Source organism: Erwinia sp. E602 (assembly GCF_018141005.1).
Taxonomy (GTDB): domain Bacteria; phylum Pseudomonadota; class Gammaproteobacteria; order Enterobacterales; family Enterobacteriaceae; genus Erwinia.
On sequence record NZ_CP046582.1, the window covers coordinates 4,685,444 to 4,708,054 of the forward strand.

The window sequence follows — 22,611 nt, forward strand, 5'->3', positions numbered from 1 at the left end:
TCCTGTCAGGCGATCACGCCGAGCTGGCGGCCGATGTGGCTGAAGGCCGCCACCGCCCTTTCCAGCTGCGGCTGGCCGTGTGCGGCGGAGATCTGGGTGCGGATGCGCGCCTGCCCTTTCGGCACCACCGGATAACAGAAACCGGTGACGTAGATGCCCTCCTGCTGCAGGCGGCTGGCGAAGGTCTGCGCCAGCCGCGCATCGCCGAGCATCACCGGGATAATGGCGTGATCGGCCCCGGCCAGCGTAAAGCCCGCCGCGCTCATCGCGCCGCGGAAGTAGCGCACGTTCTCCCACAGCCGCTGCCGCAGCCCATGACCTTCGCTCAGCAGCTGCAGCGCCTGCTGTGAGGCCGCCACCACCACCGGGGCCAGCGAGTTGGAGAACAGATAAGGACGCGAGCGCTGGCGCAGCCACTCCACCACCTCGCGCTTTGCGGCAGTATAGCCGCCGGAGGCGCCGCCCAGCGCTTTGCCCAGCGTGCCGGTGATAATGTCCACCCGCCCCATCACTTCACAGTATTCATGGCTGCCGCGCCCGCCGGCACCGACAAAGCCGACCGCATGGGAGTCGTCGACCATCACCAGCGCCTGCCAGCGATCGGCAAGGTCACAGATGCCGCGCAGGTTGGCAATCACCCCGTCCATCGAGAACACCCCGTCGGTGGCGATCAGAATATGGCGGGCACCCGCTTCGCGCGCCTGCCGCAGGCAGCTTTCCAGCTCCGCCATATCGTTGTTGGCGTAGCGGTAACGCTGCGCCTTGCACAGACGAATACCGTCAATAATCGAGGCGTGGTTCAGCGCGTCTGAGATCACCGCATCTTCCGGACCAAGCAGCGTCTCAAACAGGCCGCCGTTGGCGTCAAAGCAGGAGGAGTAGAGGATGGCATCGTCCATGCCGAGGAAGCCGGCCAGCTGCTTTTCCAGCGCACGATGGCGATCCTGGGTACCGCAGATAAAACGCACCGAGGCCATGCCAAAACCCTGGCCGTCGAGGCCGGCTTTCGCCGCGGCGATCAGCGACGGGTGGTTGGCCAGCCCGAGGTAGTTATTGGCGCACAGGTTCAGCACCTCGCTGCCGTCCGCCAGCTCAATCGTCGCCTGCTGCGGGCCGACGATCTGCCGTTCCGTTTTGAACAACCCCTCTTCTTCCGTTTCGCGCAGCTGCTGCTTAAGCTGTTGATAGAAATCCTGCTTCATGATTATCCTCCGGCTGGTGCATTTGATAATACGGACACCTGAGAATAAAGCAGTTAACCGGATAACCGATCAACGCGATCTGTTTTTTGCCGCACATCTCACGGAAAATAACCGGACGGGTAACGGCACCGGTGACAACATCAGTTACAGACTCCTCTGGCTGCCTGCACAGCGCTGAAGTGTTATGATAGAAGCATTAGCGCGTCAGCATCCTGCGACGCCCCCACTTAAGGCCAATGCTCATGATTATCGTCACCGGTGGTGCCGGATTTATTGGAAGCAACATCGTCAAGGCGCTGAACGCCAAAGGTCACACCGATATTCTGGTGGTCGACAACCTGAAAGACGGCACCAAGTTCGCTAACCTGGTCGACCTGGATATCGCCGACTACATGGACAAGGAAGACTTTCTGATCGCTATCCTCGCCGATGAAGACTTTGGCGATGTGGAAGCGGTGTTCCATGAAGGTGCCTGTTCCTCTACCACCGAGTGGGACGGCAAGTACATGATGGAAAACAACTATCAGTACTCGAAAGAGCTGCTGCACTACTGCCTTGAGCACCAGATCCCGTTCCTTTACGCCTCCTCCGCCGCCACCTACGGCGGTCGCAACGCCGACTTTATCGAAGAGCGCCAGTTTGAAGAGCCGCTGAACGTTTATGGCTACTCCAAGATGCTGTTTGACCACTACGTCCGCAGCATCCTGCCGGAAGCCGAATCGCCGGTATGTGGCTTCCGCTACTTCAACGTTTACGGCCCGCGCGAAGGCCACAAAGGCAGCATGGCCAGCGTGGCGTTCCACCTCAATACCCAGCTGAACAATGGCGAGAACCCGAAACTGTTTGAAGGCAGCGACGGCTTTAAGCGCGACTTCGTCTACGTGGAAGACGTGGCGGCGGTCAACCTGTGGTTCTGGGAAAACGGCGTTTCCGGCATCTTCAACTGCGGCTCCGGCCGCGCCGAGTCCTTCCAGCAGGTGGCCGATGCCGCGCTGAACTACCACCAGAAAGGGGCGATCGAATACATCCCGTTCCCGGAAAAACTCAAAGGCCGCTACCAGGCCTACACGCTGGCCGACCAGACCAAACTGCGCGCAGCGGGCTACGACAAGCCGTTTAAAACCGTGGCGGAAGGCGTGGCGGAGTATATGGCCTGGCTGAACCGCAACGCGTAACGGGACGATCCGGGTCATGAAAATTCTGGTTATCGGCCCGTCATGGGTCGGCGATATGATGATGTCGCAGAGCCTGTATCGCACGCTGAAAGTGCAGCACCCTGACGCGACGATCGACGTGATGGCGCCGGCCTGGTGCCGTCCGCTGCTGTCGCGCATGCCGGAAGTGAGCAACGCGCTGGCGATGCCGCTGGGGCACGGTGCGCTGGCGATCGGCGAACGTCGCCGGCTTGGGCAGCAGCTGCGCGGTGCCGGCTATGACCGCGCGTACGTGCTGCCGAACTCGTTTAAGTCAGCGCTGGTGCCGTTCTTTGCCGCGATCCCCCGGCGTACAGGCTGGCGCGGAGAGATGCGCTACGGCCTGCTCAACGACCTGCGGGTGCTGGATAAAGCGGCCTTCCCGCTGATGGTGCAGCGCTACGTGGCGCTGGGCTACCCGAAAGGAAACATCACCCGCGCCAGCGATCTGCCGCAGCCGCTGCTGTGGCCAAAGCTGCAGGTGCTGGAGACGGAGAAACAGGCTACCGTTGCCGCCTTCAGCTTGAACAGCGGGCGGCCACTCATTGGCTTCTGTCCGGGGGCAGAGTTTGGCCCGGCCAAGCGCTGGCCGCACTACCACTACGCCAGCCTGGCGCAGCAGCTGATCGACCAGGGCTACCAGGTCGTGCTGTTCGGTTCGGCGAAGGACCATGAAACCGGGCAGCAGATTCTGGCCACGCTGAGCGAAGAACGCCGCCAGCACTGCCGCAATCTGGCCGGGGAGACCCAGCTGGAGCAGGCGGTGATCCTGCTGGCGGCCTGCCAGGCGGTGGTCAGCAATGACTCCGGCCTGATGCATATCGCCGCTGCGCTGGAGCGTCCGCTGGTGGCGCTGTACGGGCCAAGCAGCCCGGACTTCACGCCGCCGCTGTCCGAACACGCCCGGGTGATCAGGCTGATCACCGGCTATCACAAAGTCCGCAAAGGGGATGCCGCCGAAGGTTATCACCAGAGCCTGATCGACATCACGCCGGAACGGGTGATCGCCGAGCTGGCCACGCTTTGCCCGACGCCAGGAGTTTGAATGCGGGTTCTGATTATTAAAACGTCCTCGATGGGGGACGTGCTGCACACGCTGCCCGCCTTAACCGACGCTATGCAGGCGATACCCGGTATCCGTTTCGACTGGGTGGTGGAAGAGGGCTTCGCACAGATCCCCGCCTGGCATCCGGCGGTGGATAAAGTGCTGCCGGTAGCGATTCGCCGCTGGCGTAAACACTGGTTTGGCAGCCAGGTTCGCGAGGAGCGCGTGGTGTTTAAACGCGAGCTGCAGTCGCGCGAGTATGATGTGGTTATCGATGCCCAGGGCCTGATCAAGAGCGCGGCGCTGGTGACGCGCCTGGCGCACGGCGTCAAGCACGGCCCGGACAGCCGCAGCGCGCGTGAGCCGTTTGCCAGCTGGTGGTACGACCGCCGCCATGAGATCGCGAAAGCCAGGCACGCGGTGGAGCGCACCCGTGAGCTGTTTGCCAAAAGCCTCGGTTACCCGTTACCGGCCACCCCCGGCGACTATGCTATCGCCCGCCACTTCACCGCGGAGTTATCCGCCGACGCCGGTCAGTATCTGGTGTTTCTGCACGCCACCACGCGGGATAACAAACACTGGCCGGAGAGCCACTGGCGTGACCTGATCGCGCTGGTACAGCCCACCGGCCTGCGCATCCGGCTGCCCTGGGGTGCCCCGCACGAAGAGCAGCGGGCGCTGCGGCTGGCCGACGGTTTTGACCACGTCGAGGTGCTGCCAAAGCTGACGCTGGAGCAGGTGGCGCTGCAGCTGGCCGGCGCACGCGGCGTGGTTTCGGTCGACACCGGCTTAAGCCACCTCACCGCCGCGTTAGCACGGCCGAACATCACCCTGTACGGCCCGACCGATCCGGGGCTGATTGGCGGCTATGGGGAGAATCAGTATGTTCTCAAATCGCCAGCCTCCGGTGAGATGGCCGCTATTCAGGCGTCTGCCGTATTTGAAAAACTGGAATCTCTGCTGCAGGTATAAAACAGCACATATTCAGGAGCACTGCGACAAAAGCGATGGCACAGTGGCCATCGTTAAAGCGACCTCCCCGAAAATCGGGCTGACCGGCGTGCTGCCCACTCAATAAGCAGATAAATTTCTGTAGTCAGATTGTGTTTGCACCTGAACCAGTAAGGAACTGAGATCGGTTATGGGAACTTTTTTTAAACAAATTTATCGATATACCCGCCCACGCAGCTATCGACATAATGAAAATTTGTGGCCTTATGTCAAAATTACCCGCGCGGCGGAAGGTCATATCCAGTCTTTCAAACTGCGCGGTCACAATATTCCCCTGGTCGATCTCTCAGAGCTCAAGGGAAAATTCAGTGGCGACCTGCTGTTAGTCGCTTCTGGTCCTTCCGTTAACGATACCGACTTCTCGCCACTGGTCACTATGCCAGCGATGGGCGTAAATGGTGCCTGGTTTTTACACAAGGTGCTGGATTTCAGCCTGTATGTCATAGTCGATATGACGTTCATCGATCAGAGACTGTCTTTGGTAAAAGAAATCGTCAGTCGTCCCGAGGTGCTGTTATTTACTACTATCAACGGTATTATGAAAATAGTACATCATTTTGGGATTGATGCCCTACGCTGTCGTCTGGCGGTGGTAGAAGATGCCTGCTTCAGGGTATATCAACCTAAAATTCAAAGCAGTGAAATATATCAGACCTGTCATGATAAAAGCCACATTAGCTTTAGTCCGAAAAACAATAACATTGCCTTCAGCAATGATATCAGAGAAGGTATATTTGATGCCGCCACTGTTGTTTACTGGTCTTTGCAAATCGTGAAATTCATGGGGTTCTCTCGGGTGATCATCGCAGGACTGGATATGAACAATTTCCATCGTCCCAGATTTTATGAAAATGATAAAGACCGCTCCCCAAGCTTTCTTGAAAGTCAATTTTCCGTTCTGATTGAGCCAGCGTTCTCCCTCGCCAGTTCAATCTTTAAAGAAGATAAAATTCAGGTTTTAAACCTTTCGCAAAACAGCGCCCTGAGTGATGAAATTTTTAAAAAGGTCACAAGTCATGACATTTGAAAACAACAAATACTTAGTCAAAACCACCATACTGACTTATATGGCATTTGTTTTTTCCCTTCCGCTGTTGAGTGGAGAATTTCGATCGTCTGTTTTATTCTATCTTTCATTCACTCTTCTTCTGGTTACACTTCTCTCCCATAAAATACTCCGGGAAAGAATATTCAGCCAACGAGAATTTAATACTGGCATCATTCTGTTAGCGTCCTTTCTTGTCTGGTTTTCATTGAGTAACCTGTGGGGATCCGATCCCTCCAATATTTTATCAACGTTAAAGCACAGCCTCTATCTTTTAGGTTTCGTTCTGCTCTTTCGACTATCATGTTTGCATGGTCACAAGAACATTGTTTTGTCACTGTTTTTTTTAGCCACTGTCATCCTCTGTGTGCTGATATTTATCTATGTTGATAAAGCCAACATCATCTCCGGCAGGCTGGATAGGGTATTAATTAATCAGCCATCAAATGTGATTGATCTGGGGGGGTACTTTAGCCTTAGCATAATCTGTGGCTTTATTCTTATTCGTGATACGGGAAAAAAATGGATTTTTTTACCAATCGCACTGCTTTTTTTAGGCCTGTTATTTACCCAAAGCCGTGGACCTTTATTCTCCCTGCTGCTGGCCTGCGCACCGTTATTAACGTTGCTCCGCCGTACGCATCTTAGTTACCTGTTAATGGGTGCCTTGACTATCGGAGTACTGGCTCTCATCCTTTTTCTCAGCAACTATGATAATACGCTAACCGCGCGTCTTGCCTCCACATATCAACAAAGTTTCATTCGCATAGGTATCTGGCGGGATGCCTGGGACTTGTTTTTACAAAAGCCGTGGATGGGATGGGGGTTTGATAAGGAACTCGACTTTGTAAATCAGATTGGTGAGCGCGTTCATACCACCCACAGTATCTACTTTGGAACGTTACTGAAAGGTGGGAGCCTTGGCATGGCGTTGATGCTTTCCGTAGTGGGTTACTCGCTGTATATGGGATGGCAACATATCAAGATAAACCAGGCGCTGGAGGCTTCAATGATTGTGTTCTCGCTAATATTTTACACCAGCCAGGGAATGTTTATTCTGGGTAATCCTGGCGAGTCATGGTTTCTGTTCTGGTTCCCGATTGCAGTGGTACTCAGCCTGCCTGTTAAAGGGCAGCCCGCGCCTGACCGCCCCTGATATCATTTCTTCGCCAGTGTTGTTACATGAATGCAGACATCGTCAGCCTCAATGAGTTGCAGAGGCTGACGGATCTCCCCCGGGATATCATCAACCCTGAGCGTTATGTGGCGCTCGCGATCCTGATAAGGCCCCGTATGTTCGGGTTCTGCGCTGGCATACAGACTAACCGTCGACGTTTTTAACGCCACGGCGAGGTGTAATGGCCCGGTATCTCCTGTTACCAGGACGTCCAGCCCGTCAATGACCGTCAACAGTTCAGTCAGCGAAGTTTTACCGATAAGGATGTCAGTCTGCGCAGCCACACTTTCACTGGCAAGCTCCATAAATTGCCCGGCAAGCGGCATATCTTTCGCACCGCCGATCAGCACTATCCTGTAGCCTGATGCCGTCAGCCGGTTAGCCAGTTCAACAAAGCGTGCTACAGGCCAGCAGCGCATGGATTCTGATGCCCCCATCTGGAAACCAATACGTTTTGATAGGCCCTGCGGAGCCCGGTTAAAATGAACAGGAATGCGCATTGACGGATCCTTTGTTTCGCAACCCAGGATGCTCAGAAGGTTCAGCTTTCGCTGGATCAGATGCCCGTCAAAAGGTGCTGAATATGCATTTATCCAGCTATTTAACTCTGAGCTGTCGACCAGATAGTTATCGCGAATAATATAGCGACTGCCCGACAACACGGCACATAAAATATCATAGGGCATGTACGAGTGGAGGATCACCGTCAGCTGGGGCCTGAAACGTCTCAGAGAACGGATCAATGTATGGCAATTTCTGACCTTATTATCCCAGTAGAACACCCGATTAAACCACTCACTTCCCTCAACAAGAGGCCGGTTTTTTTCACTGGAAACCAGCGCAAATGATGCGCCGGGATAACGCAGCTTCAGCGCCTGGATGGCAGGGGTATTAAACATCAGATCGCCCAACGCGGTGGTCGAATAAATGACGATGCGTTCAAACTCCAGCGAAGGATCGAGAGCCTTGTGCTTTTCTAATTTACGTGCAAAAAAATGATAGATCGTTAACAGATAACCGATCCATTTTACCTTACTTTTTTTCATGGCTTTCACGTGATTTTTGTTGGTAATAGTCCGTTAACGTCATTCCCACGCAGCGTTCCTGCAGATAACTGAACAATTGCTCAAGGTTGTCATAAAGGGCGTCAATGTCCGCTGCGGTTTTAAAGGTCGGGCTGCCGCCGGGCATAAATTCAGAGGAGTGCAGCATAAATTCCACGTAGTCGCTGCCGCCCGCCAGGGTTTTATCCACCACGCCCAGCATCTGCTGCAGATTGCCACGCGACGGGCGCAGCCAGTGCACCGACGGGCTGCGGCGCTTGCCGCGCAGGCGATCCCAGCCCTGCTTTACGCCGTTCATCAGCGATGAATGCTTATACTGGATGCTCATCGGCACCTCCAGCAGCGGCGAGTTACCCGCACGGGAGATATCCTGCGGGTCGATAAACCACGGGCGATCGGGGAAGTGCTGATAGTTGGTGCCTCCCGCCCCCTGCGGTGCCCCCGGCGAGAACTGCCAGTTGACGCGCGGCGTCACCGAGCAGTCCACCTGATACCCCTGTTCGATCAGCAGGCGGGCATAATAGGCGTTAAACGCCCAGCGGCCGGCGCGGTGGCTGCGCATTTTCACCTGTAGCGTCTGCTCCAGCAGGTCGGTCATAAAGCTGACCTTCTCTTTAATGACCGCTTCCGGGTACTCAATCAGGTAGGGTTTGTGCCGCCAGTCATCGCCGGTCAGGTCATGCTGCGGCGGGCTGTTCCACGCGTGCAGGTGCATGCCGATTTCGCCGCTGTCGCGGGCGATCACGTCACGGGCAAACTCAACGTAGGCCGGGTCGATCGCCATCTCGTAGTTGGTCAGCCAGACAGGCTTGAAGGCAAATCGCTCACACAGCTGCTGAAAGCGCGGCAGAAAACGGGTGTTTTCCGTGGCAATCCGATCGTGATTTTGCCAAAGATTATCGCCTTCGGTATCGATTGTGATGATAAACGCGGGCTTTGCCATTTCCATTCCTGTCTGCCGGATAATCAGTACGCTATGTTACGTAGCGGGCAGTGAAAGCGCAAAGGTAATTGTACTCCGGGCCGGCAGCGGGTCGCGAGGCTGGTCACGCCCCGGTGACTGCTTTAGAATCATCAGCTGGTTTGTCTATTAGCGATAACGCATGAAACCTCTGGATCTGCCGATTTCACTGCCCCAGGCCCCGCGCATCCTGGTGATTAAATTCCGCCATCATGGCGATATGCTGCTGACCACGCCGGTCATCCACTCGCTGAAGGCGGCCTGGCCGGCGGCACACATCGACGTGCTGCTGTATGAAGAGACGCGGCCGATGCTCGCCAGCCACCCGGACATCCGCCACATTTATGCCATCGACCGCCGCTGGAAAAAGCAGGGCGTGCGCTATCAGATCGGCCAGGAGTGGCGGCTGATGAAAACGCTGCGTAACCAGCGGTATGACCTGGTGGTCAACCTCGCCGATCAGTGGCGCAGCGCCGTGATTACCCGCTTTACCGGCGCGGCCGTGCGGCTGGGCTTTGATTTTCCCAAGCGTCGTGGCGCGCTCTGGTCCCGCTGCCATACCCGGCTGGTGCCCACCGAGGGTCACGGCCAGTTACACACCGTCGAACAGAATCTCGCCCTGCTGGCCCCGCTGGCCCTGCCCGCCGTTCAGGCGCACGTGGCGATGCATTACGCCCCTGCCGATCGCCAGGCGGTGCGCCAGCTGCTGGGCGACGTACGGGACTATATTGTGGTGCAGCCGACCTCACGCTGGTTCTTCAAATGCTGGAGCGACGACAAGTTCGCCGCCGCCCTGCAGGCGCTGCAGGACGACGGTCACCACCTGGTGCTGACCTCGGGGCCCGATGCGCGCGAGCAGGAGATGGTCGCCTCGATTATTGGCCGCCTGCGCAGCCGCGACGGCGTGACCTCGCTGGCCGGCCAGCTGACGCTGCCGCAGCTGGCGGCAGCGATCGATGATGCCCGGCTGTTTATCGGCGTCGACTCGGTGCCGATGCATATGGCCGCCGCGCTGCAGACGCCGTGCGTGGCGCTGTTTGGCCCCTCTAAGCTGGTATTCTGGCGGCCGTGGCAGGTTAACGGCGAGGTGATCTGGGCCGGAGATTATGCCGCGCTGCCGGATCCGGATGCGGTCAATACCGGCACCGGTGAACGCTATCTGGACGCCATTCCGGTGGATGTGGTGGTGGCTGCGGCACGGAGGGCGCTGGTATGAAGCCGATCAGGCTGGCAATTGTCCGCCAGAAATACCGCCCGGACGGCGGTGCCGAACGTTTTATCTCCCGCGCGCTGCAGGCGCTGGACCAGCACGCGCTCGATCTCAACGTCATCACCCGCGAGTGGCAGGGGGGGCGCCAGCCGGACTGGCATCTGCATATCTGTAACCCGGCCAAATGGGGGCGCATCAGCCGCGAACGCGGCTTTGCCCGCGCGGCGCGGGAGCTGTGGCAGCGCGAGCAGTTTGATATCGTGCAGAGCCATGAACGCATCGCCGGCTGCGACATCTACCGCGCCGGTGACGGCGTGCATCAGCGCTGGCTGGAGCTGCGCTCCCAGCTGCTTCCCGCGTGGCGGCGGGCGTTGCTGCTGAACGATCGCTATCATCGCTACGTGATGGCGGCCGAGCGCGAGATGTATCAGGCCCCCGAGCTGAAAGCGGTGATCTGCAACGCAGAGATGGTCAAACAGGAGATTATCGAGCGCTTTGGCGTCGCCAGCGAACGTATTCACGTGATCTACAACGCCATCAACACCGCACAGTTTACCCCGGCCGACGCCGCCACCCGCGCCGCGCTGCGCCAGAGGATGTCGCTACCGCTGACGGCCAGCGTGCTGATTTACGTCGGCTCCGGCTTCGAGCGCAAGGGGCTTGCCGCGGCGATACGCGCCGTGGCCGGCACCGATCGTTATCTGCTGGTGGTCGGTAAAGATAAGGCCGAAAAACAGTATCGGGCGCTGGCCAGCCAGCTGGGCTGCGCCGACCGCATCCGTTTTGTCGGCATGCAGGCCGACACGCTGCCCTGGTATCAGGCGGCCGACGGCCTGCTGCTGCCGACGCTGTACGACCCGTTCCCTAACGTGATCCTTGAAGCGATGGCCTGCGGCCTGCCGGTGATCACCTCGACCACCTGCGGCGGAGCCGAATTTATTCAGCCCGGCGTCAACGGCTACGTCTGTGGCGCACACGACGTGGCCGCGCTGCGCGAGGCGGTGATGGCGCTACCGCAGCAGGCCACCGACAGCGCAATGGCGCTGGCCGCCCGCGAGCGCGTGCTGGCATCCACCCCGCAGCGGCTCTCTGCACAGCTGGTTGCGCTCTATCAACATATTCTGAGATAACCGATGCGCGTTCTAATGATTATTGACGGCCTGCCCGGCGGCGGCGCGGAGAAAGTGGTGCTGACGCTGTGTGAAGGCATGCAGAAGCTCGGCCATCAGGTGAGCCTGTTCTCGCTGCGTGACGTCTGCAACTACAGCCTGCCACCGGGCATTGACTATCAGGTGGTAGAGGCGCACAGCAGTGCGCCGTGGCGCAAGCTGACCGAGCTTTCCCGCCGCGCTGCCGCGCTCGACACCGCCATCGCCGCCGCTGAAAGCCAGGCGGGCGCCTTCGATCTGATCTTCTCACACCTGCATAAAACCGACCGCATCGTCGCGCGTTGCCGCACCATTGCACCGCAAAAACTGTGGTTCTGCATTCACGGCATCCTGTCGACCTCCTACCTTGGCCACCGCCGGGGGCTGAACCGCTGGTTCAAACGGCAGAAGATCGCGCGTATTTATCAGGGGAAAAATATCGTTGCCGTCTCCACCGCGGCGGCGGACGATCTGCCCGCACAGCTCGGCATCACCCCTGCCCGGCTGGCGGTGATTAACAACCCGTTTGATATTGCCGCAATCCTGCAGCAGGCGGCCGAGCCGCTGGCGGTGGCCGGGGAAGCGTATCTGGTTCACGTCGGCCGCTTTCATCCGCACAAACGCCATGACCGGCTGCTGGCGGCCTACGCGGCGTCCGGCATTCAGGCCAGCCTGGTGCTGGTCGGTACCGGGGACGAGCAGCGTATCGCCGGGGTGAAAGCGCAGGCGAAAGCGCTGGGTATTGATGACCGGGTGATTTTCGCCGGTTTTCAGGCTAACCCTTACCCAATCATCAAACATGCCCGCCTGCTGATCCTCAGCTCGGACAGCGAAGGCTTCGGTAACGTGCTGGTGGAGGCGCTGCTGTGCGGCACGCCGGTGGTCAGCACCCGTTGTCCGGGTGGGCCGGCGGAGATCCTGCAGCAGGCGGGGCTGAGCCAGGCGCTGGCCGAACTGAACGTGGCGTCGCTGGCGGAGACGATGGCGGCGATCTACGCGTCGCCACCGGTCATCAATAGCCAGCCGCTAATGGCGTACGATATTCAGCCCATCTGTCAGCAGTATCTGGCGCTGGGGCGCTGAAGGACTGCAGCTGCGTCCAGACCTGCTCGACGCTGACGTCGGCACACTCGCCCGAGGCGGTCTGCATTATGCGGTACTCACCTGACCACGGATGCCATGCCTTCGGGTCAGTATCGCCAAACAGCACCACCTGACGACGATTCACCGCGGCGGCCAGATGCATCTGCCCGCCGTCGCTGCACAGCAGCGTATCGCAGTGTTCAAACGCCGCCACCAGCTCACGTACCGACGCGGTCGGGCACAGCGCGACCCGCGTGCTGTTGCAGGCGGCCAGCACCTGCTCCGCCCGGTGCTGGTCACCGACGTCATCCGGTGCCAGCGTGCCCTGTGGCGACCAGAAGATCAGCACCCGGCCCTGGTTCACCGCCAGGTGCCGCTGAATAATCGCCACGTAGCGCTCCAGCGGCCAGCGGCGTTTTTCGCTGCGGCTGCTGATATGCACGCCGAGCAGCGGGCCGTCAGCAGGAAGGCGGGTAGCCAGGTTGGCCTGTGCCTGCTGACGCTCCTGCGCGGTCAGCCAGATGCGCACCGGCGGGATAGCGGGCGGCATTGTGGTCAGCGCAGAGAGGTAGCTAAAGGTGCGCTCTACCTGATGGAGGCCGTTGAAATTCTCAGCGCGAAACGGCACGTGGATCCCCCGGTCGCCGGTATCCGCGCCGATAATTTTTTTCACACCGACCAGCTTCGCCAGCCGCAGGCTGTACTTACAGGGGGTCGGGTTAGCGAGGATGGCGACATCAAACGGGATGCGGCGCAGCTGCAGCAAAATTTTCATGCGTGCCAGATAGACGCTCAGCTTGCTTTCACCCCGGCTGCGGTGCTTCGCCTTACGGTAGACAAAGGTCTGATTGATATGCGGATTGTGGAGGACGACATCCTGACTCACGGTGTTAATTAACAGGCAGATGTGCGCATCGGGAAATGTCGTCTTAATGCCTTCGATCAGCGGTGTGGTACAAACTAAATCACCGATATTGTCACGGCGAATAATCAAAATATTTTTCATCACTGGCCTGCTAACTGGGCATATGTCGGGGTGGTGACAGCATCGCCAGCGTGCCCCGACGGGGCGTGGCGATGAACGATGCTGCTGACACTATGACAGCCAATTCGCACTAATTGCACATTAAAGATAAGAAATTTCTCACCAGACAAAAAACTTAACCCTAACGTCTTGATATGTCATGGTACCTTTCCTCTGCAGGCCAGGCCCCTCACCGCCGCAGCTACCGCCATGCAACCGGGAAGTGGTGCAGTACAAGTTACTTATCTGCTAACATGCCGTATTATTTCTCTTTTTCGGCATTCTTCGGACGCAAGTCTCTGCTCACCTGAAAAAACAATGTGATGACGACCCTTTATACCGTTTTGCTGTATCTCATCCAGCCCCTGATCTGGCTTCGTCTCTGGTTACGCGGCCGGAAAGCACCGGCTTATCGTAAGCGCTGGGCGGAGCGTTACGGCTTCTGCACCGGTAAGGTCAAACCGGATGGGATCCTGCTGCACTCGGTTTCCGTGGGTGAAACGCTGGCGGCTATTCCGCTGGTGCGCGCGCTGCGCCACCGCTACCCTCATCTGCCGATCGTGGTCACCACCATGACCCCCACCGGATCGGAGCGGGCCAGCTCGGCGTTTGGTAAAGACGTGCATCACGTTTACCTGCCCTATGACCTGCCGGGCGCGATGAACCGCTTCCTTGATACCGTCAACCCGCGGCTGGTGATCATTATGGAAACCGAGCTGTGGCCGAATATGATCACCCTGCTGCACGCGCGTAAAATACCGCTGGTGATTGCCAACGCACGCCTGTCTGAACGCTCGGCGAAGGGCTATCAGAAGATTGGCAAATTTATGAAGCGCCTGCTGCAGCGCATTACCCTGATCGCGGCGCAGAATCAGGAAGACGGTGAGCGCTTTATCGGCCTGGGCCTGAAACGTTCCCAGCTGGCGGTGACCGGCAGCCTGAAGTTTGATATCTCCGTCACCCCGGAACTGGCCGCCCGCGCGGTCACCCTGCGCCGCCAGTGGGCGCCGCACCGTCAGGTGTGGATTGCCACCAGCACCCATGAAGGGGAAGAGAGCATTATTCTGGACGCGCACCGTAAACTGCTGGCACGCTTCCCGACCCTGCTGCTGATCCTGGTGCCGCGCCACCCGGAACGTTTTGCTACCGCCAGCAGCCTGGCGCAGAAAGGCGGCTTCACCTATACGCTGCGCAGCAGCGGGGAGATCCCGTCTGCCACCACCCAGGTGGTGATTGGCGATACCATGGGCGAGCTGATGCTGCTGTACGGCATTGCCGATCTGGCGTTTGTCGGCGGCAGCCTGGTCGAGCGCGGCGGCCACAATCCGCTGGAGCCCGCCGCCCACGCCATTCCGGTGCTGATGGGGCCGCACACCTTCAACTTCAAAGACATCTGCGCCCGCCTGCAGCAGGCGGATGGCCTGATCACCGTCACGGATGCCGACTCGCTGGATAAAGAGATCGGCACCCTGCTGACCGATGAAGATTACCGCCTGTATCACGGCCGCCACGCGGTGGACGTGCTGCATCAGAACCAGGGCGCGCTGCAGCGGCTGCTGCACCTGCTGGAACCTCATCTGCCACAGCGGAACCACTAACATGAGCCAACGTCAGAAACTGTCGGTGGTGCTGATTGCCAAAGATGCGGCTGACCTGCTCCCCGAGTGCCTGGAGTCGGTCAGCTGGGCCGATGAGATCGTGCTGCTGGACTCCGGCAGCCACGACGGCACGCCGGAGATCGCCGCCCGCCACGGCGCCGCGGTGTATCACGCCAGCGAGTGGCACGGTTACGGCAAACAGCGCCAGCTGGCACAGAGCTACGCCAGCCATCCGTGGATCCTGATGCTCGACTGCGACGAACGGGTGACGCCCGCGCTGCGCGAGGAGATTGAACAGGCGCTGATGCTGCCGGCGGCAGAGACCGTCTACAGCCTGCCGCGCCGCAACCTGTTCCTCGGCCGCTTTATGCGCCACAGCGGCTGGTATCCGGATCGCGTTACGCGTCTCTATCCGCGCCGCTACCAGTACAATGACCACCAGGTGCATGAGTCGCTGGCGACGGCAGGCGCACGGGTGGTGGCACTTAAGGGCGATCTGCTGCACCTCACCTGTCGTGATTTCTCCGCCTTTCAGTGGAAGCAGTTCGCCTACGCCGAGGCCTGGGCAAAGCAGCGCCACCAGCAGGGCAGGCGCTGTGGCATCGCGTCAATTTTCGGCCATACAGCCGGTGCATTTCTGAAAACGCTGGTGCTGCGCGCCGGTTTTCTTGACGGTAAGCAGGGCTGGCTGCTGGCGGTAGTCAACGCCCAGTACACCTTTAATAAATACACCGCCCTCTGGGCACTCAATCATGCATCCAGGAACGGCAGACTATGAGCACCAAAGCCATCTACCCCGGTACCTTCGATCCGCTGACTAACGGCCACCTGGATATCGTCACCCGCGCTGCCCTGATGTTCGACCATATCGTGCTGGCGGTCGCCGCCAGCCCGAGCAAGAAGCCGCTGTTTTCGCTGGACGAGCGCGTGGCGCTGGCCACGGAGGTCACCGCCCATCTGGACAACGTGGAAGTGATTGGTTTTAGCGACCTGATGGCCAACTTCGCCCGCGAACAGCAGGCCAACGTGCTGGTGCGCGGGCTGCGGGCGGTGTCTGACTTTGAGTATGAGATGCAGCTGGCGCAGATGAACCGTCACCTGCTGCCGACGCTGGAAAGCGTATTCCTGATGCCCTCCGGACAGTACTCTTTTGTTTCATCAACGCTGATGAAAGAGGTGGCCCGCCACGGCGGCGAGGTGCAGGCGTTTCTGCCCGCACCGGTCTGGCAGGCGCTGATGGCGAAGCTCTGACTGACGCATGTATCAGGCTCGGCCGGCGAAACGCTGACCGGCTCAGGCCTCGCGGTTTACCGCGCGTGGCGCGCTAGCGCTGGCACTGCGGGCACCAGAAGGTGCTGCGCTGTGCATGCTTCGCACTGACTATCAGGCTGCCGCACGCGCGGCACGGCTCCCCCGCCCGGCCATACACCTGCAACTCCTGGGCAAAGTAGCCCGGCTTACCGTCGCTCTGCAGGAAGTCGCGCAGCGTGGTGCCGCCCTGCTCGATGGAGCGCAGCAGCACCGCTTTAATGGTGCTGACCAGCAGCCCGCACTCGGCTTCATCCAGCGAACCCGCCTGACGATCGGGCAGGATCCCGGCAACAAACAGCGATTCGCTGGCGTAAATATTCCCCACCCCCACCACCAGCCGGTTATCCATCAGCCAGGGTTTCACCGGCGTACGCTTGCCGCGAGACTTCTCAAACAGGTAAGAGGCGGTAAAGGCGTCGCTGAGCGGCTCGGGGCCGAGGTGCGACAGCACCGGGCTGACGGCCAGATCGCTGCACCACAGCCAGGCGCCGAAGCGGCGGGGATCGGTGTAACGCAGCACCTTGCCGTTGCTCATCACCAGGTCGACATGGTCATGCTTCGCCGGCGGCTGCTCCTCCGCCAGCACGCGCAGGCTGCCGGACATCCCCAGATGAATGATAATCCAGCCCGCGGGCAGCTCCAGCAGCAGGTACTTCGCCCGACGCTGCACGCTGAGCACCGGCTGGTCGCTGAGCGCATGAATTTCATTCGAGACCGGCCAGCGCAGGCGGCCGTTACGGACCACGGCGTGCAGGATCGTGGCACCCACAAGGTGCGGCTCAATCCCGCGCCGGCTGGTTTCAACCTCAGGTAATTCTGGCATTGTCACCTCCGCGGCGAAGCCCGTCAGGCAGCCCGCTGCTGTATGGAATCTGAAAACAAAAAAACCCGGCCGAAGCCGGGTTTTTTCATCAACTAAGAGTAATTACTTAATCTTAGCTTCTTTGTAGATCACGTGCTGGCGGACAACTGGATCGAATTTCTTCAGTTCCAGTTTTTCCGGCTTAGTACGTTTGTTCTTCGTGGTGGTATAGAAGTGACCTGTACCAGCAGAAGAAACCAGCTTGATCTTCTCACGAATACCTTTAGCCATGTTTCAATTCCTTAACTTAGTACTTCTCACCGCGGGCACGCAGATCGGCCAGGACCGTCTCAATACCCTTCTTATCAATTACGCGCATGCCATTGGCAGATACACGCAGTGTAACGAAGCGCTTCTCGCTCTCGATCCAGAAACGGTGAGAGTGCAGGTTCGGCAGGAAACGGCGTTTCGTCGCGTTCATTGCGTGGGAACGGTTGTTACCGGTCACCGGACGCTTGCCAGTTACTTGGCAGACTCGTGACATGTCTATTCTCCAAAAATCAAATCAGCTCGAGCTTTAAAAATAAGGTTTTGGCCGCCTCGTCAGACTTAAAAGCCCATCCAGGCGAGTTCTATGTGAACCCGCTGAGCAGGCCCAAACGCCAAACCCGAGATTCTCAAAGGTGGCATAGTATACGCCCTGTAGCGCGAGTGCTCAAGTCCCGAACAGATAAAGATCCCTCAGGATCGCGGGAAAATATCCTGTTTGCATGCGAAATGGCCGGTCAGCCCCCGTTTTTCGGCGGTAACCCCCCGCCAGGCAGAGGGGAACTACAGCCAGCCACGTTCGGCAAAGGAGACATACTGACCGTGACCGATCACCATATGGTCCAGCACGCGGATATCCATCAGGGAGCAGGCGCGAACAATCTGCGCGGTGATATCACGGTCGGCCTGGCTGGGTTCAGCCACGCCGGACGGGTGATTATGCGCCAGAATAATCGCCGCCGCATTGCGTTTCAGCGCTTCACGCACGATTTCCCGCGGGTGGACCTCCACGCTGTTGATGGTGCCGCTGAACATCTCACTAACGTGGATCACCCGGTGCTGGTTATCGAAAAACACCACCTGGAAGATTTCCCGCTCCTGCTGCGCCAGCGAGCCCTGCAGAAAGTCGAGCAGTTGTCGGGTGCTGGTCACCGAACGCTTCGCGATGGCGTCGCGGCAGCTGAAACAGCGCCGCGCCAGCTCGGCCACCGCATTAAGCTGGGCAAACTTGGCGGCCCCCACGCCGCTGCCCTCGCGGAACTCGGCCCGCGAGGCGTTCATCAGTTGATAGAGTGAGCCGAACTCGGCCATCAGTTGCTGGGCCAGCTTCATCACGTGCCGACCGCGGATCCCGGTACGTAAAAAAATCGCCAACAGCTCACAGTCGCTGAGCGTTTCCACGCCGTGCGCGATCAGTTTTTCGCGCGGTGCCATACCATTCCAGTTGTTATCCATTCGCCACCTCTGCTTCCTCAGTGGTCATTATCATGGCATTATATACAGTAGTTTCAAATCGCACTTTGCCGAGTTTTACGCGGCGGTCGTCAGAACGTTGGTGCAAAATAGCCACGCTGGCGGAGTGTGGTAAAATAGCCAGATTACGGTGCTGACGGCACGGCAACCATTGATAAAGGTGAACGGCAAATGACGGGATTATCGGGAAAGCGGATTGTGCTGGGCGTCAGCGGCGGTATCGCCGCCTATAAAACCCCTGAGCTGGTGCGTCGCCTGCGCGATCGCGGTGCCGAGGTGCGGGTGGTGATGACCGACGCAGCCAAAGCCTTTATTACGCCGCTCAGCCTGCAGGCGGTCTCCGGTTTCCCGGTCTCCGACGATCTGCTCGACCCGGCAGCCGAGGCCGCTATGGGCCATATTGAGCTGGGGAAATGGGCCGAACTGGTGATCCTCGCGCCGGCCACCGCCGACCTGATCGCGCGCGTGGCGGCCGGCATGGCCAATGACCTGGTCACCACCCTGTGCCTGGCGACGGCGGCGCCGATCGCCATTGCCCCGGCGATGAACCAGCAGATGTACCGCGCGGCGGCCACCCAGCACAACCTTACGGTGCTGGCCGAGCGCGGGATCGCCGTCTGGGGGCCGGACAGCGGCAGCCAGGCCTGTGGCGATATCGGCCCCGGCCGGATGCTCGACCCGCTGGCGATCGTCGCGCTGGCCGCAGAACTGACCACGCCGGTCAACGACCTGCAACATCTGCGCATTATGATTACCGCCGGCCCGACGCGGGAAGCGCTGGACCCGGTGCGTTTTATCTCGAACCACAGCTCCGGCAAGATGGGCTTTGCGATTGCCGCCGCCGCCGCCGCACGCGGAGCGCAGGTGACGCTGGTCGCCGGCCCGGTCACGCTGCCCACACCGGCGGGGGTGACGCGCGTTGACGTCACCACCGCGCTGGAGATGCAGCAGGCGGTGATGGATGCCGCCGCGCAGCAGCAGATATTTATCGGCTGTGCGGCGGTAGCCGACTACCGCGCGGCGGCCATTGCCGGGGATAAGATTAAAAAACAGGGGGATGAGATCACCCTGCAGATGGTGAAGAATCCGGATATCGTCGCCGGCGTGGCGGCGCTAACCGAAGCCCGCCCTTACGTGGTCGGATTTGCCGCTGAAACCCGGAATGTGGAAGAATACGCGCAGCAAAAACGCCTGCGAAAGAACCTGGACCTGATCTGCGCCAACGATGTGGCGCAGGCCGGCCAGGGTTTTAACAGTGATGCCAATGCGTTACACCTTTACTGGCAGGATGGCGACAAAGCCTTACCGCTCACCGCCAAGCCCCTGCTGGGCCAACAGTTACTGAATGAGATTATCGGCCTTTATGATGAAAAAAATCGACGTTAAGATCCTCGACCCGCGCGTGGGCAACGACTTCCCGCTGCCGACCTACGCCACATCAGGTTCTGCGGGCCTGGATCTGCGCGCCTGCCTCGACCAGCCGGTTGAACTGCAGCCTGGCGTGACCACGCTGGTGCCGACCGGTCTGGCCATCCACATCGCCGACCCACAGCTGGCGGCGGTGATCCTGCCGCGTTCCGGCCTGGGCCATAAGCACGGCGTGGTGCTGGGTAATCTGGTCGGGCTGATCGACTCCGATTACCAGGGGCAGCTGATGGTCTCCGTCTGGAACCGTGGCCAGCAGACCTTTATCATCGAGCCGGGCGAGCGCATCGCGCAGATGGTGTTTGTCCCCGTGGTGCAGGCTGAATTTAACCTGGTGAACGACTTTGATGCCAGCGTGCGCGGTGAAGGCGGCTTCGGTCATTCAGGCCGCCAGTAACCTTTTCCCGTTTCCGTCACGACGATAGCCTAATCATTTGTCACCGTGAGCCCCCGCTCACGGATATTGCGTGGGCTCTGCCCGTTTATGGTGATGTTTTCAGGGGTCTTTTAAGGCATGACAGAAAAAAAGAGTGCGAAAAGGAATCGTCGCGAGGAGATCCTGCAGGCGCTGGCGCAGATGCTGGAATCCAGCGACGGCAGCCAGCGGATCACCACCGCCAAGCTGGCAGCCAGCGTGGGCGTCTCGGAAGCGGCGCTGTACCGGCATTTTCCCAGCAAAACCCGGATGTTTGACAGCCTGATCGAATTTATTGAAGACAGCCTGATTACGCGCATCAACCTGATCCTGAAAGATGAGAAGGAGACGTTGCCGCGCCTGCGTCTGATCACTCAGCTCATTCTGGGGTTTGGTGAGCGTAATCCGGGTTTAACCCGCATTCTGACCGGACACGCGCTGATGTTCGAACAGGACAGGCTGCAGGGGCGCATCAACCAGCTGTTCGAACGTATCGAAGCCCAGCTGCGTCAGGTAATGCGGGAGAAAAAAATGCGCGAGGGGGAAGGCTTCAGCACCGATGAAACGCTGCTGGCCAGCCAGATCCTCGCCTTCTGCGAAGGGCTGCTGTCGCGCTTTGTACGTTCCGAGTTTCGCTATCGCCCCACCGCGGAATTTGAGGTGCGCTGGCCGCTGTTCGCCGCCCAGCTGGTGTAACGCGGTGGGCCAGTATTACTGGCCCACCGTCGATCAGATCCCGTACTCGCTGCGGTAGGCACGCACGGCAATCAGGTGATCGGTCAGTTCCGGCTTCTCTTCCAGATAGCCGATCAGCTCGTTCAGCGTAATAATCGAAATCACCCTGCAGCCGTAATCGCGCTGCACTTCCTGAATGGCGGACAGTTCGCCGCGCCCGCGCTCCTGGCGGTCCAGCGAGATCAGCACCCCGGCCAGCGTCGCCTTTTCGGCAGAGATAATATCCATCGACTCGCGTATCGCGGTACCGGCGGTAATCACGTCATCCACCAGCATCACTTTGCCCTGCAGCGGGCTGCCGACCAGGCTGCCGCCCTCGCCGTGGGTTTTCGCCTCTTTGCGGTTAAAGCAGTACGGCACGTCGCGGTCGTGGTGATCCGCCAGCGCCACGGCGGTGGTGGTGGCAATCGGAATGCCTTTATAGGCCGGACCAAACAGCAGGTCGAAATCAATCCCGGAGTCAACCAGCGCCTGGGCGTAAAAACGTCCGAGCAGCGCGAGGTCACGCCCGGTGTTAAACAGGCCGGCGTTGAAGAAATAGGGGCTCTTACGCCCTGATTTCAGGGTAAATTCTCCGAACTTCAGAACCTGCTTGTTGATGGCGAATTCAATAAACTGACGCTGCCAGGCTTTCATCATGGGCTTCCTCAAAATTCAGGCAAAAAAAAGGCGACCCTCAGGTCGCCTGCAATAATCAGTCGGTCAGCGCTGCTTTCTGCGCCTGCACCAGGGTGTCGATGCCGCCGCGCGCCAGCGCCAGCAGCGCCAGCAGCTCGTCGTGGGTGAAGGGTTCACCTTCTGCGGTGCCCTGTACCTCAATCATACGGCCATCTTCCATCATCACCACGTTCATATCGGTTTCGGCGTTGGAGTCTTCGATATACTCCAGATCGCACAGCGCTTCGCCGTTGACGATGCCGACAGAGATCGCCGCCACCATGCCTTTCATCGGGTTAGCCTTCAGCTTACCGATGCTGACCAGATGATTCAGCGCGTCGGCCAGCGCCACGCAGGCGCCGGTGATCGACGCGGTACGGGTGCCGCCGTCCGCCTGCAGCACGTCGCAGTCCAGCGTGATGGTGAACTCGCCCAGCGCTTTCAGATCGATAGCGGCGCGCAGCGAGCGGGCGATCAGGCGCTGGATCTCCAGCGTGCGGCCGCCCTGCTTGCCTTTGGCGGCTTCGCGGGCGTTACGGCTGTGGGTCGCGCGCGGCAGCATGCCGTATTCTGCGGTGACCCAGCCCTGGCCCTGGCCTTTCAGAAAGCGCGGTACGCCCTCTTCGATGGTAGCGGTGCAGAGAACTTTGGTATCACCGAATTCAACCAGCACAGAGCCTTCTGCATGTTTGGTATAATGACGGGTCAGGGTGACGGGGCGAACCTGTTGTGCGCTACGGCCTGATGGACGCATGATGTATCTCCGGCTGGCTGGTTTAATGGCTGCGCATTATACGGATTTCACTACGGCTTGCCTATCACGCTGGCGCACGCCATCGCGGATGTGGCGACATCTGCCGCATCCGGTTATGCAGGTGACGGAATGCTAATCACTTTTTCTGCAACTGCCGTGGCCAGCGGATGTAAAGTGCGGTGAAATGTGGCTAAATGCCCCTCTTCTCTGACTGACTCGCTGGAACCCGC

Annotated in this window: 24 protein-coding genes; 14 read left to right on the forward strand and 10 right to left on the reverse strand. The window is 59.2% G+C overall.

What is annotated here, in order from left to right; all coding sequences use genetic code 11:
* Nucleotides 1-5 precede the first annotated feature (5 nt).
* Entirely contained in the window at nucleotides 6-1,202 is a 1,197-nt protein-coding gene (locus tag GKQ23_RS23075; protein ID WP_212409516.1) for a glycine C-acetyltransferase, read from the reverse strand.
* Between the two features lie 242 nt (nucleotides 1,203-1,444).
* Between GKQ23_RS23075 and rfaD the strand changes: the two genes are divergently transcribed.
* The 5 genes from rfaD (at nucleotide 1,445) to GKQ23_RS23100 (ending at nucleotide 6,652) form a co-directional block, all read left to right on the forward strand.
* Nucleotides 1,445-2,377 carry an ADP-glyceromanno-heptose 6-epimerase gene (gene rfaD, locus GKQ23_RS23080; RefSeq protein ID WP_056233745.1) on the forward strand — a complete coding sequence of 311 codons (933 nt, stop codon included), beginning with the start codon at nucleotides 1,445-1,447 and terminating at the stop codon, nucleotides 2,375-2,377.
* Nucleotides 2,378-2,393: 16 nt separating this feature from the next.
* On the forward strand, nucleotides 2,394-3,440 hold the full coding sequence (gene rfaF, locus GKQ23_RS23085; RefSeq protein WP_212409517.1) for an ADP-heptose--LPS heptosyltransferase RfaF: 1,047 nt from the start codon (nucleotides 2,394-2,396) through the stop codon (nucleotides 3,438-3,440).
* On the forward strand, nucleotides 3,441-4,412 hold the full coding sequence (gene rfaC, locus GKQ23_RS23090; RefSeq protein ID WP_212409518.1) for a lipopolysaccharide heptosyltransferase RfaC: 972 nt from the start codon (nucleotides 3,441-3,443) through the stop codon (nucleotides 4,410-4,412).
* 169 nt (nucleotides 4,413-4,581) lie between these two features.
* Nucleotides 4,582-5,478 carry a sugar glycosyltransferase gene (locus tag GKQ23_RS23095; RefSeq protein ID WP_212409519.1) on the forward strand — a complete coding sequence of 299 codons (897 nt, stop codon included), beginning with the start codon at nucleotides 4,582-4,584 and terminating at the stop codon, nucleotides 5,476-5,478.
* Nucleotides 5,468-6,652, forward strand: a complete 1,185-nt coding sequence (locus GKQ23_RS23100) for an O-antigen ligase (RefSeq protein ID WP_056233606.1) — start codon at nucleotides 5,468-5,470, stop codon at nucleotides 6,650-6,652. Before GKQ23_RS23095 ends, GKQ23_RS23100 begins: the two co-directional genes overlap by 11 nt.
* A 2-nt stretch (nucleotides 6,653-6,654) precedes the next feature.
* Here the strand turns inward: GKQ23_RS23100 and GKQ23_RS23105 are convergent, their stop codons facing one another.
* Nucleotides 6,655-7,719: a glycosyltransferase family 9 protein gene (locus GKQ23_RS23105; RefSeq protein ID WP_212409520.1), complete on the reverse strand. Its 1,065-nt coding sequence runs from the start codon at nucleotides 7,717-7,719 to the stop codon at nucleotides 6,655-6,657.
* The gene (locus tag GKQ23_RS23110; protein WP_212409521.1) at nucleotides 7,706-8,680 is read right to left on the reverse strand and encodes a polysaccharide deacetylase family protein; all 975 of its coding nucleotides are present in this window, start codon (nucleotides 8,678-8,680) and stop codon (nucleotides 7,706-7,708) included. Before GKQ23_RS23110 ends, GKQ23_RS23105 begins: the two co-directional genes overlap by 14 nt.
* Before the next feature lie 160 nt (nucleotides 8,681-8,840).
* Here GKQ23_RS23110 and rfaQ point away from each other — a divergent pair, with 160 nt between their 5' ends.
* Genes rfaQ through GKQ23_RS23125 form a run of 3 tightly spaced genes read left to right on the forward strand, consistent with a single transcriptional unit; the run spans nucleotide 8,841 to nucleotide 12,139 of the window.
* Nucleotides 8,841-9,914, forward strand: a complete 1,074-nt coding sequence (gene rfaQ / locus GKQ23_RS23115) for a putative lipopolysaccharide heptosyltransferase III (protein WP_212409522.1) — start codon at nucleotides 8,841-8,843, stop codon at nucleotides 9,912-9,914.
* Nucleotides 9,911-11,038, forward strand: a complete 1,128-nt coding sequence (locus GKQ23_RS23120) for a glycosyltransferase family 4 protein (RefSeq protein WP_212409523.1) — start codon at nucleotides 9,911-9,913, stop codon at nucleotides 11,036-11,038. The genes rfaQ and GKQ23_RS23120 overlap by 4 nt, the downstream gene beginning before the upstream one ends.
* Before the next feature lie 3 nt (nucleotides 11,039-11,041).
* Nucleotides 11,042-12,139 (forward strand): glycosyltransferase, encoded by a 1,098-nt coding sequence (locus tag GKQ23_RS23125; RefSeq protein ID WP_212409524.1) that lies wholly within the window; start codon nucleotides 11,042-11,044, stop codon nucleotides 12,137-12,139.
* On the opposite strand, the gene GKQ23_RS23130 is transcribed toward GKQ23_RS23125, so the two are convergent.
* Nucleotides 12,069-13,145, reverse strand: coding sequence for a glycosyltransferase family 9 protein (locus GKQ23_RS23130; protein WP_212409525.1), 1,077 nt, complete (start codon nucleotides 13,143-13,145; stop codon nucleotides 12,069-12,071). The two genes, GKQ23_RS23125 and GKQ23_RS23130, sit on opposite strands and share 71 nt — an antisense overlap.
* Before the next feature lie 341 nt (nucleotides 13,146-13,486).
* Here GKQ23_RS23130 and waaA point away from each other — a divergent pair, with 341 nt between their 5' ends.
* From waaA to coaD, 3 genes are read left to right on the forward strand one after another with little or no spacing between them, the layout of a single operon-like run.
* The gene (waaA, locus tag GKQ23_RS23135; RefSeq protein WP_056233596.1) at nucleotides 13,487-14,761 is read left to right on the forward strand and encodes a lipid IV(A) 3-deoxy-D-manno-octulosonic acid transferase; all 1,275 of its coding nucleotides are present in this window, start codon (nucleotides 13,487-13,489) and stop codon (nucleotides 14,759-14,761) included.
* Between the two features lies 1 nt (nucleotide 14,762).
* The gene (locus tag GKQ23_RS23140; protein ID WP_212409526.1) at nucleotides 14,763-15,539 is read left to right on the forward strand and encodes a glycosyltransferase family 2 protein; all 777 of its coding nucleotides are present in this window, start codon (nucleotides 14,763-14,765) and stop codon (nucleotides 15,537-15,539) included.
* Nucleotides 15,536-16,012: a pantetheine-phosphate adenylyltransferase gene (coaD, locus tag GKQ23_RS23145; RefSeq protein WP_056233592.1), complete on the forward strand. Its 477-nt coding sequence runs from the start codon at nucleotides 15,536-15,538 to the stop codon at nucleotides 16,010-16,012. Before GKQ23_RS23140 ends, coaD begins: the two co-directional genes overlap by 4 nt.
* Before the next feature lie 73 nt (nucleotides 16,013-16,085).
* On the opposite strand, the gene mutM is transcribed toward coaD, so the two are convergent.
* The 4 genes from mutM to radC form a co-directional block, all read right to left on the reverse strand.
* Entirely contained in the window at nucleotides 16,086-16,895 is an 810-nt protein-coding gene (mutM, locus tag GKQ23_RS23150) for a bifunctional DNA-formamidopyrimidine glycosylase/DNA-(apurinic or apyrimidinic site) lyase (protein ID WP_212409527.1), read from the reverse strand.
* A 102-nt stretch (nucleotides 16,896-16,997) separates the two neighbouring features.
* Nucleotides 16,998-17,165, reverse strand: a complete 168-nt coding sequence (gene rpmG / locus GKQ23_RS23155; RefSeq protein ID WP_001051798.1) for a 50S ribosomal protein L33 — start codon at nucleotides 17,163-17,165, stop codon at nucleotides 16,998-17,000.
* A 16-nt stretch (nucleotides 17,166-17,181) separates the two neighbouring features.
* A complete protein-coding gene (rpmB, locus tag GKQ23_RS23160) occupies nucleotides 17,182-17,418 on the reverse strand; it encodes a 50S ribosomal protein L28 (RefSeq protein ID WP_056233588.1) in 237 nt (78 codons plus the stop codon).
* Nucleotides 17,419-17,705: 287 nt separating this feature from the next.
* Nucleotides 17,706-18,377, reverse strand: a complete 672-nt coding sequence (gene radC / locus GKQ23_RS23165) for a DNA repair protein RadC (RefSeq protein ID WP_056233586.1) — start codon at nucleotides 18,375-18,377, stop codon at nucleotides 17,706-17,708.
* 189 nt (nucleotides 18,378-18,566) lie between these two features.
* Here radC and coaBC point away from each other — a divergent pair, with 189 nt between their 5' ends.
* The 3 genes from coaBC to slmA all read left to right on the forward strand — a co-directional run bounded on the left by coaBC (nucleotide 18,567) and on the right by slmA (nucleotide 20,931).
* Nucleotides 18,567-19,781 carry a bifunctional phosphopantothenoylcysteine decarboxylase/phosphopantothenate--cysteine ligase CoaBC gene (coaBC, locus tag GKQ23_RS23170; protein WP_212409528.1) on the forward strand — a complete coding sequence of 405 codons (1,215 nt, stop codon included), beginning with the start codon at nucleotides 18,567-18,569 and terminating at the stop codon, nucleotides 19,779-19,781.
* Nucleotides 19,759-20,217 carry a dUTP diphosphatase gene (gene dut / locus GKQ23_RS23175; protein ID WP_056233583.1) on the forward strand — a complete coding sequence of 153 codons (459 nt, stop codon included), beginning with the start codon at nucleotides 19,759-19,761 and terminating at the stop codon, nucleotides 20,215-20,217. Before coaBC ends, dut begins: the two co-directional genes overlap by 23 nt.
* A 117-nt stretch (nucleotides 20,218-20,334) precedes the next feature.
* Nucleotides 20,335-20,931, forward strand: a complete 597-nt coding sequence (gene slmA, locus GKQ23_RS23180) for a nucleoid occlusion factor SlmA (RefSeq protein WP_056233581.1) — start codon at nucleotides 20,335-20,337, stop codon at nucleotides 20,929-20,931.
* Between the two features lie 33 nt (nucleotides 20,932-20,964).
* Here slmA and pyrE read toward each other — a convergent pair whose 3' ends face one another.
* Nucleotides 20,965-21,606 (reverse strand): orotate phosphoribosyltransferase, encoded by a 642-nt coding sequence (pyrE, locus tag GKQ23_RS23185; protein WP_056233743.1) that lies wholly within the window; start codon nucleotides 21,604-21,606, stop codon nucleotides 20,965-20,967.
* Nucleotides 21,607-21,664: 58 nt separating this feature from the next.
* Entirely contained in the window at nucleotides 21,665-22,381 is a 717-nt protein-coding gene (rph, locus tag GKQ23_RS23190; RefSeq protein WP_056233579.1) for a ribonuclease PH, read from the reverse strand.
* Nucleotides 22,382-22,611 lie beyond the last annotated feature (230 nt).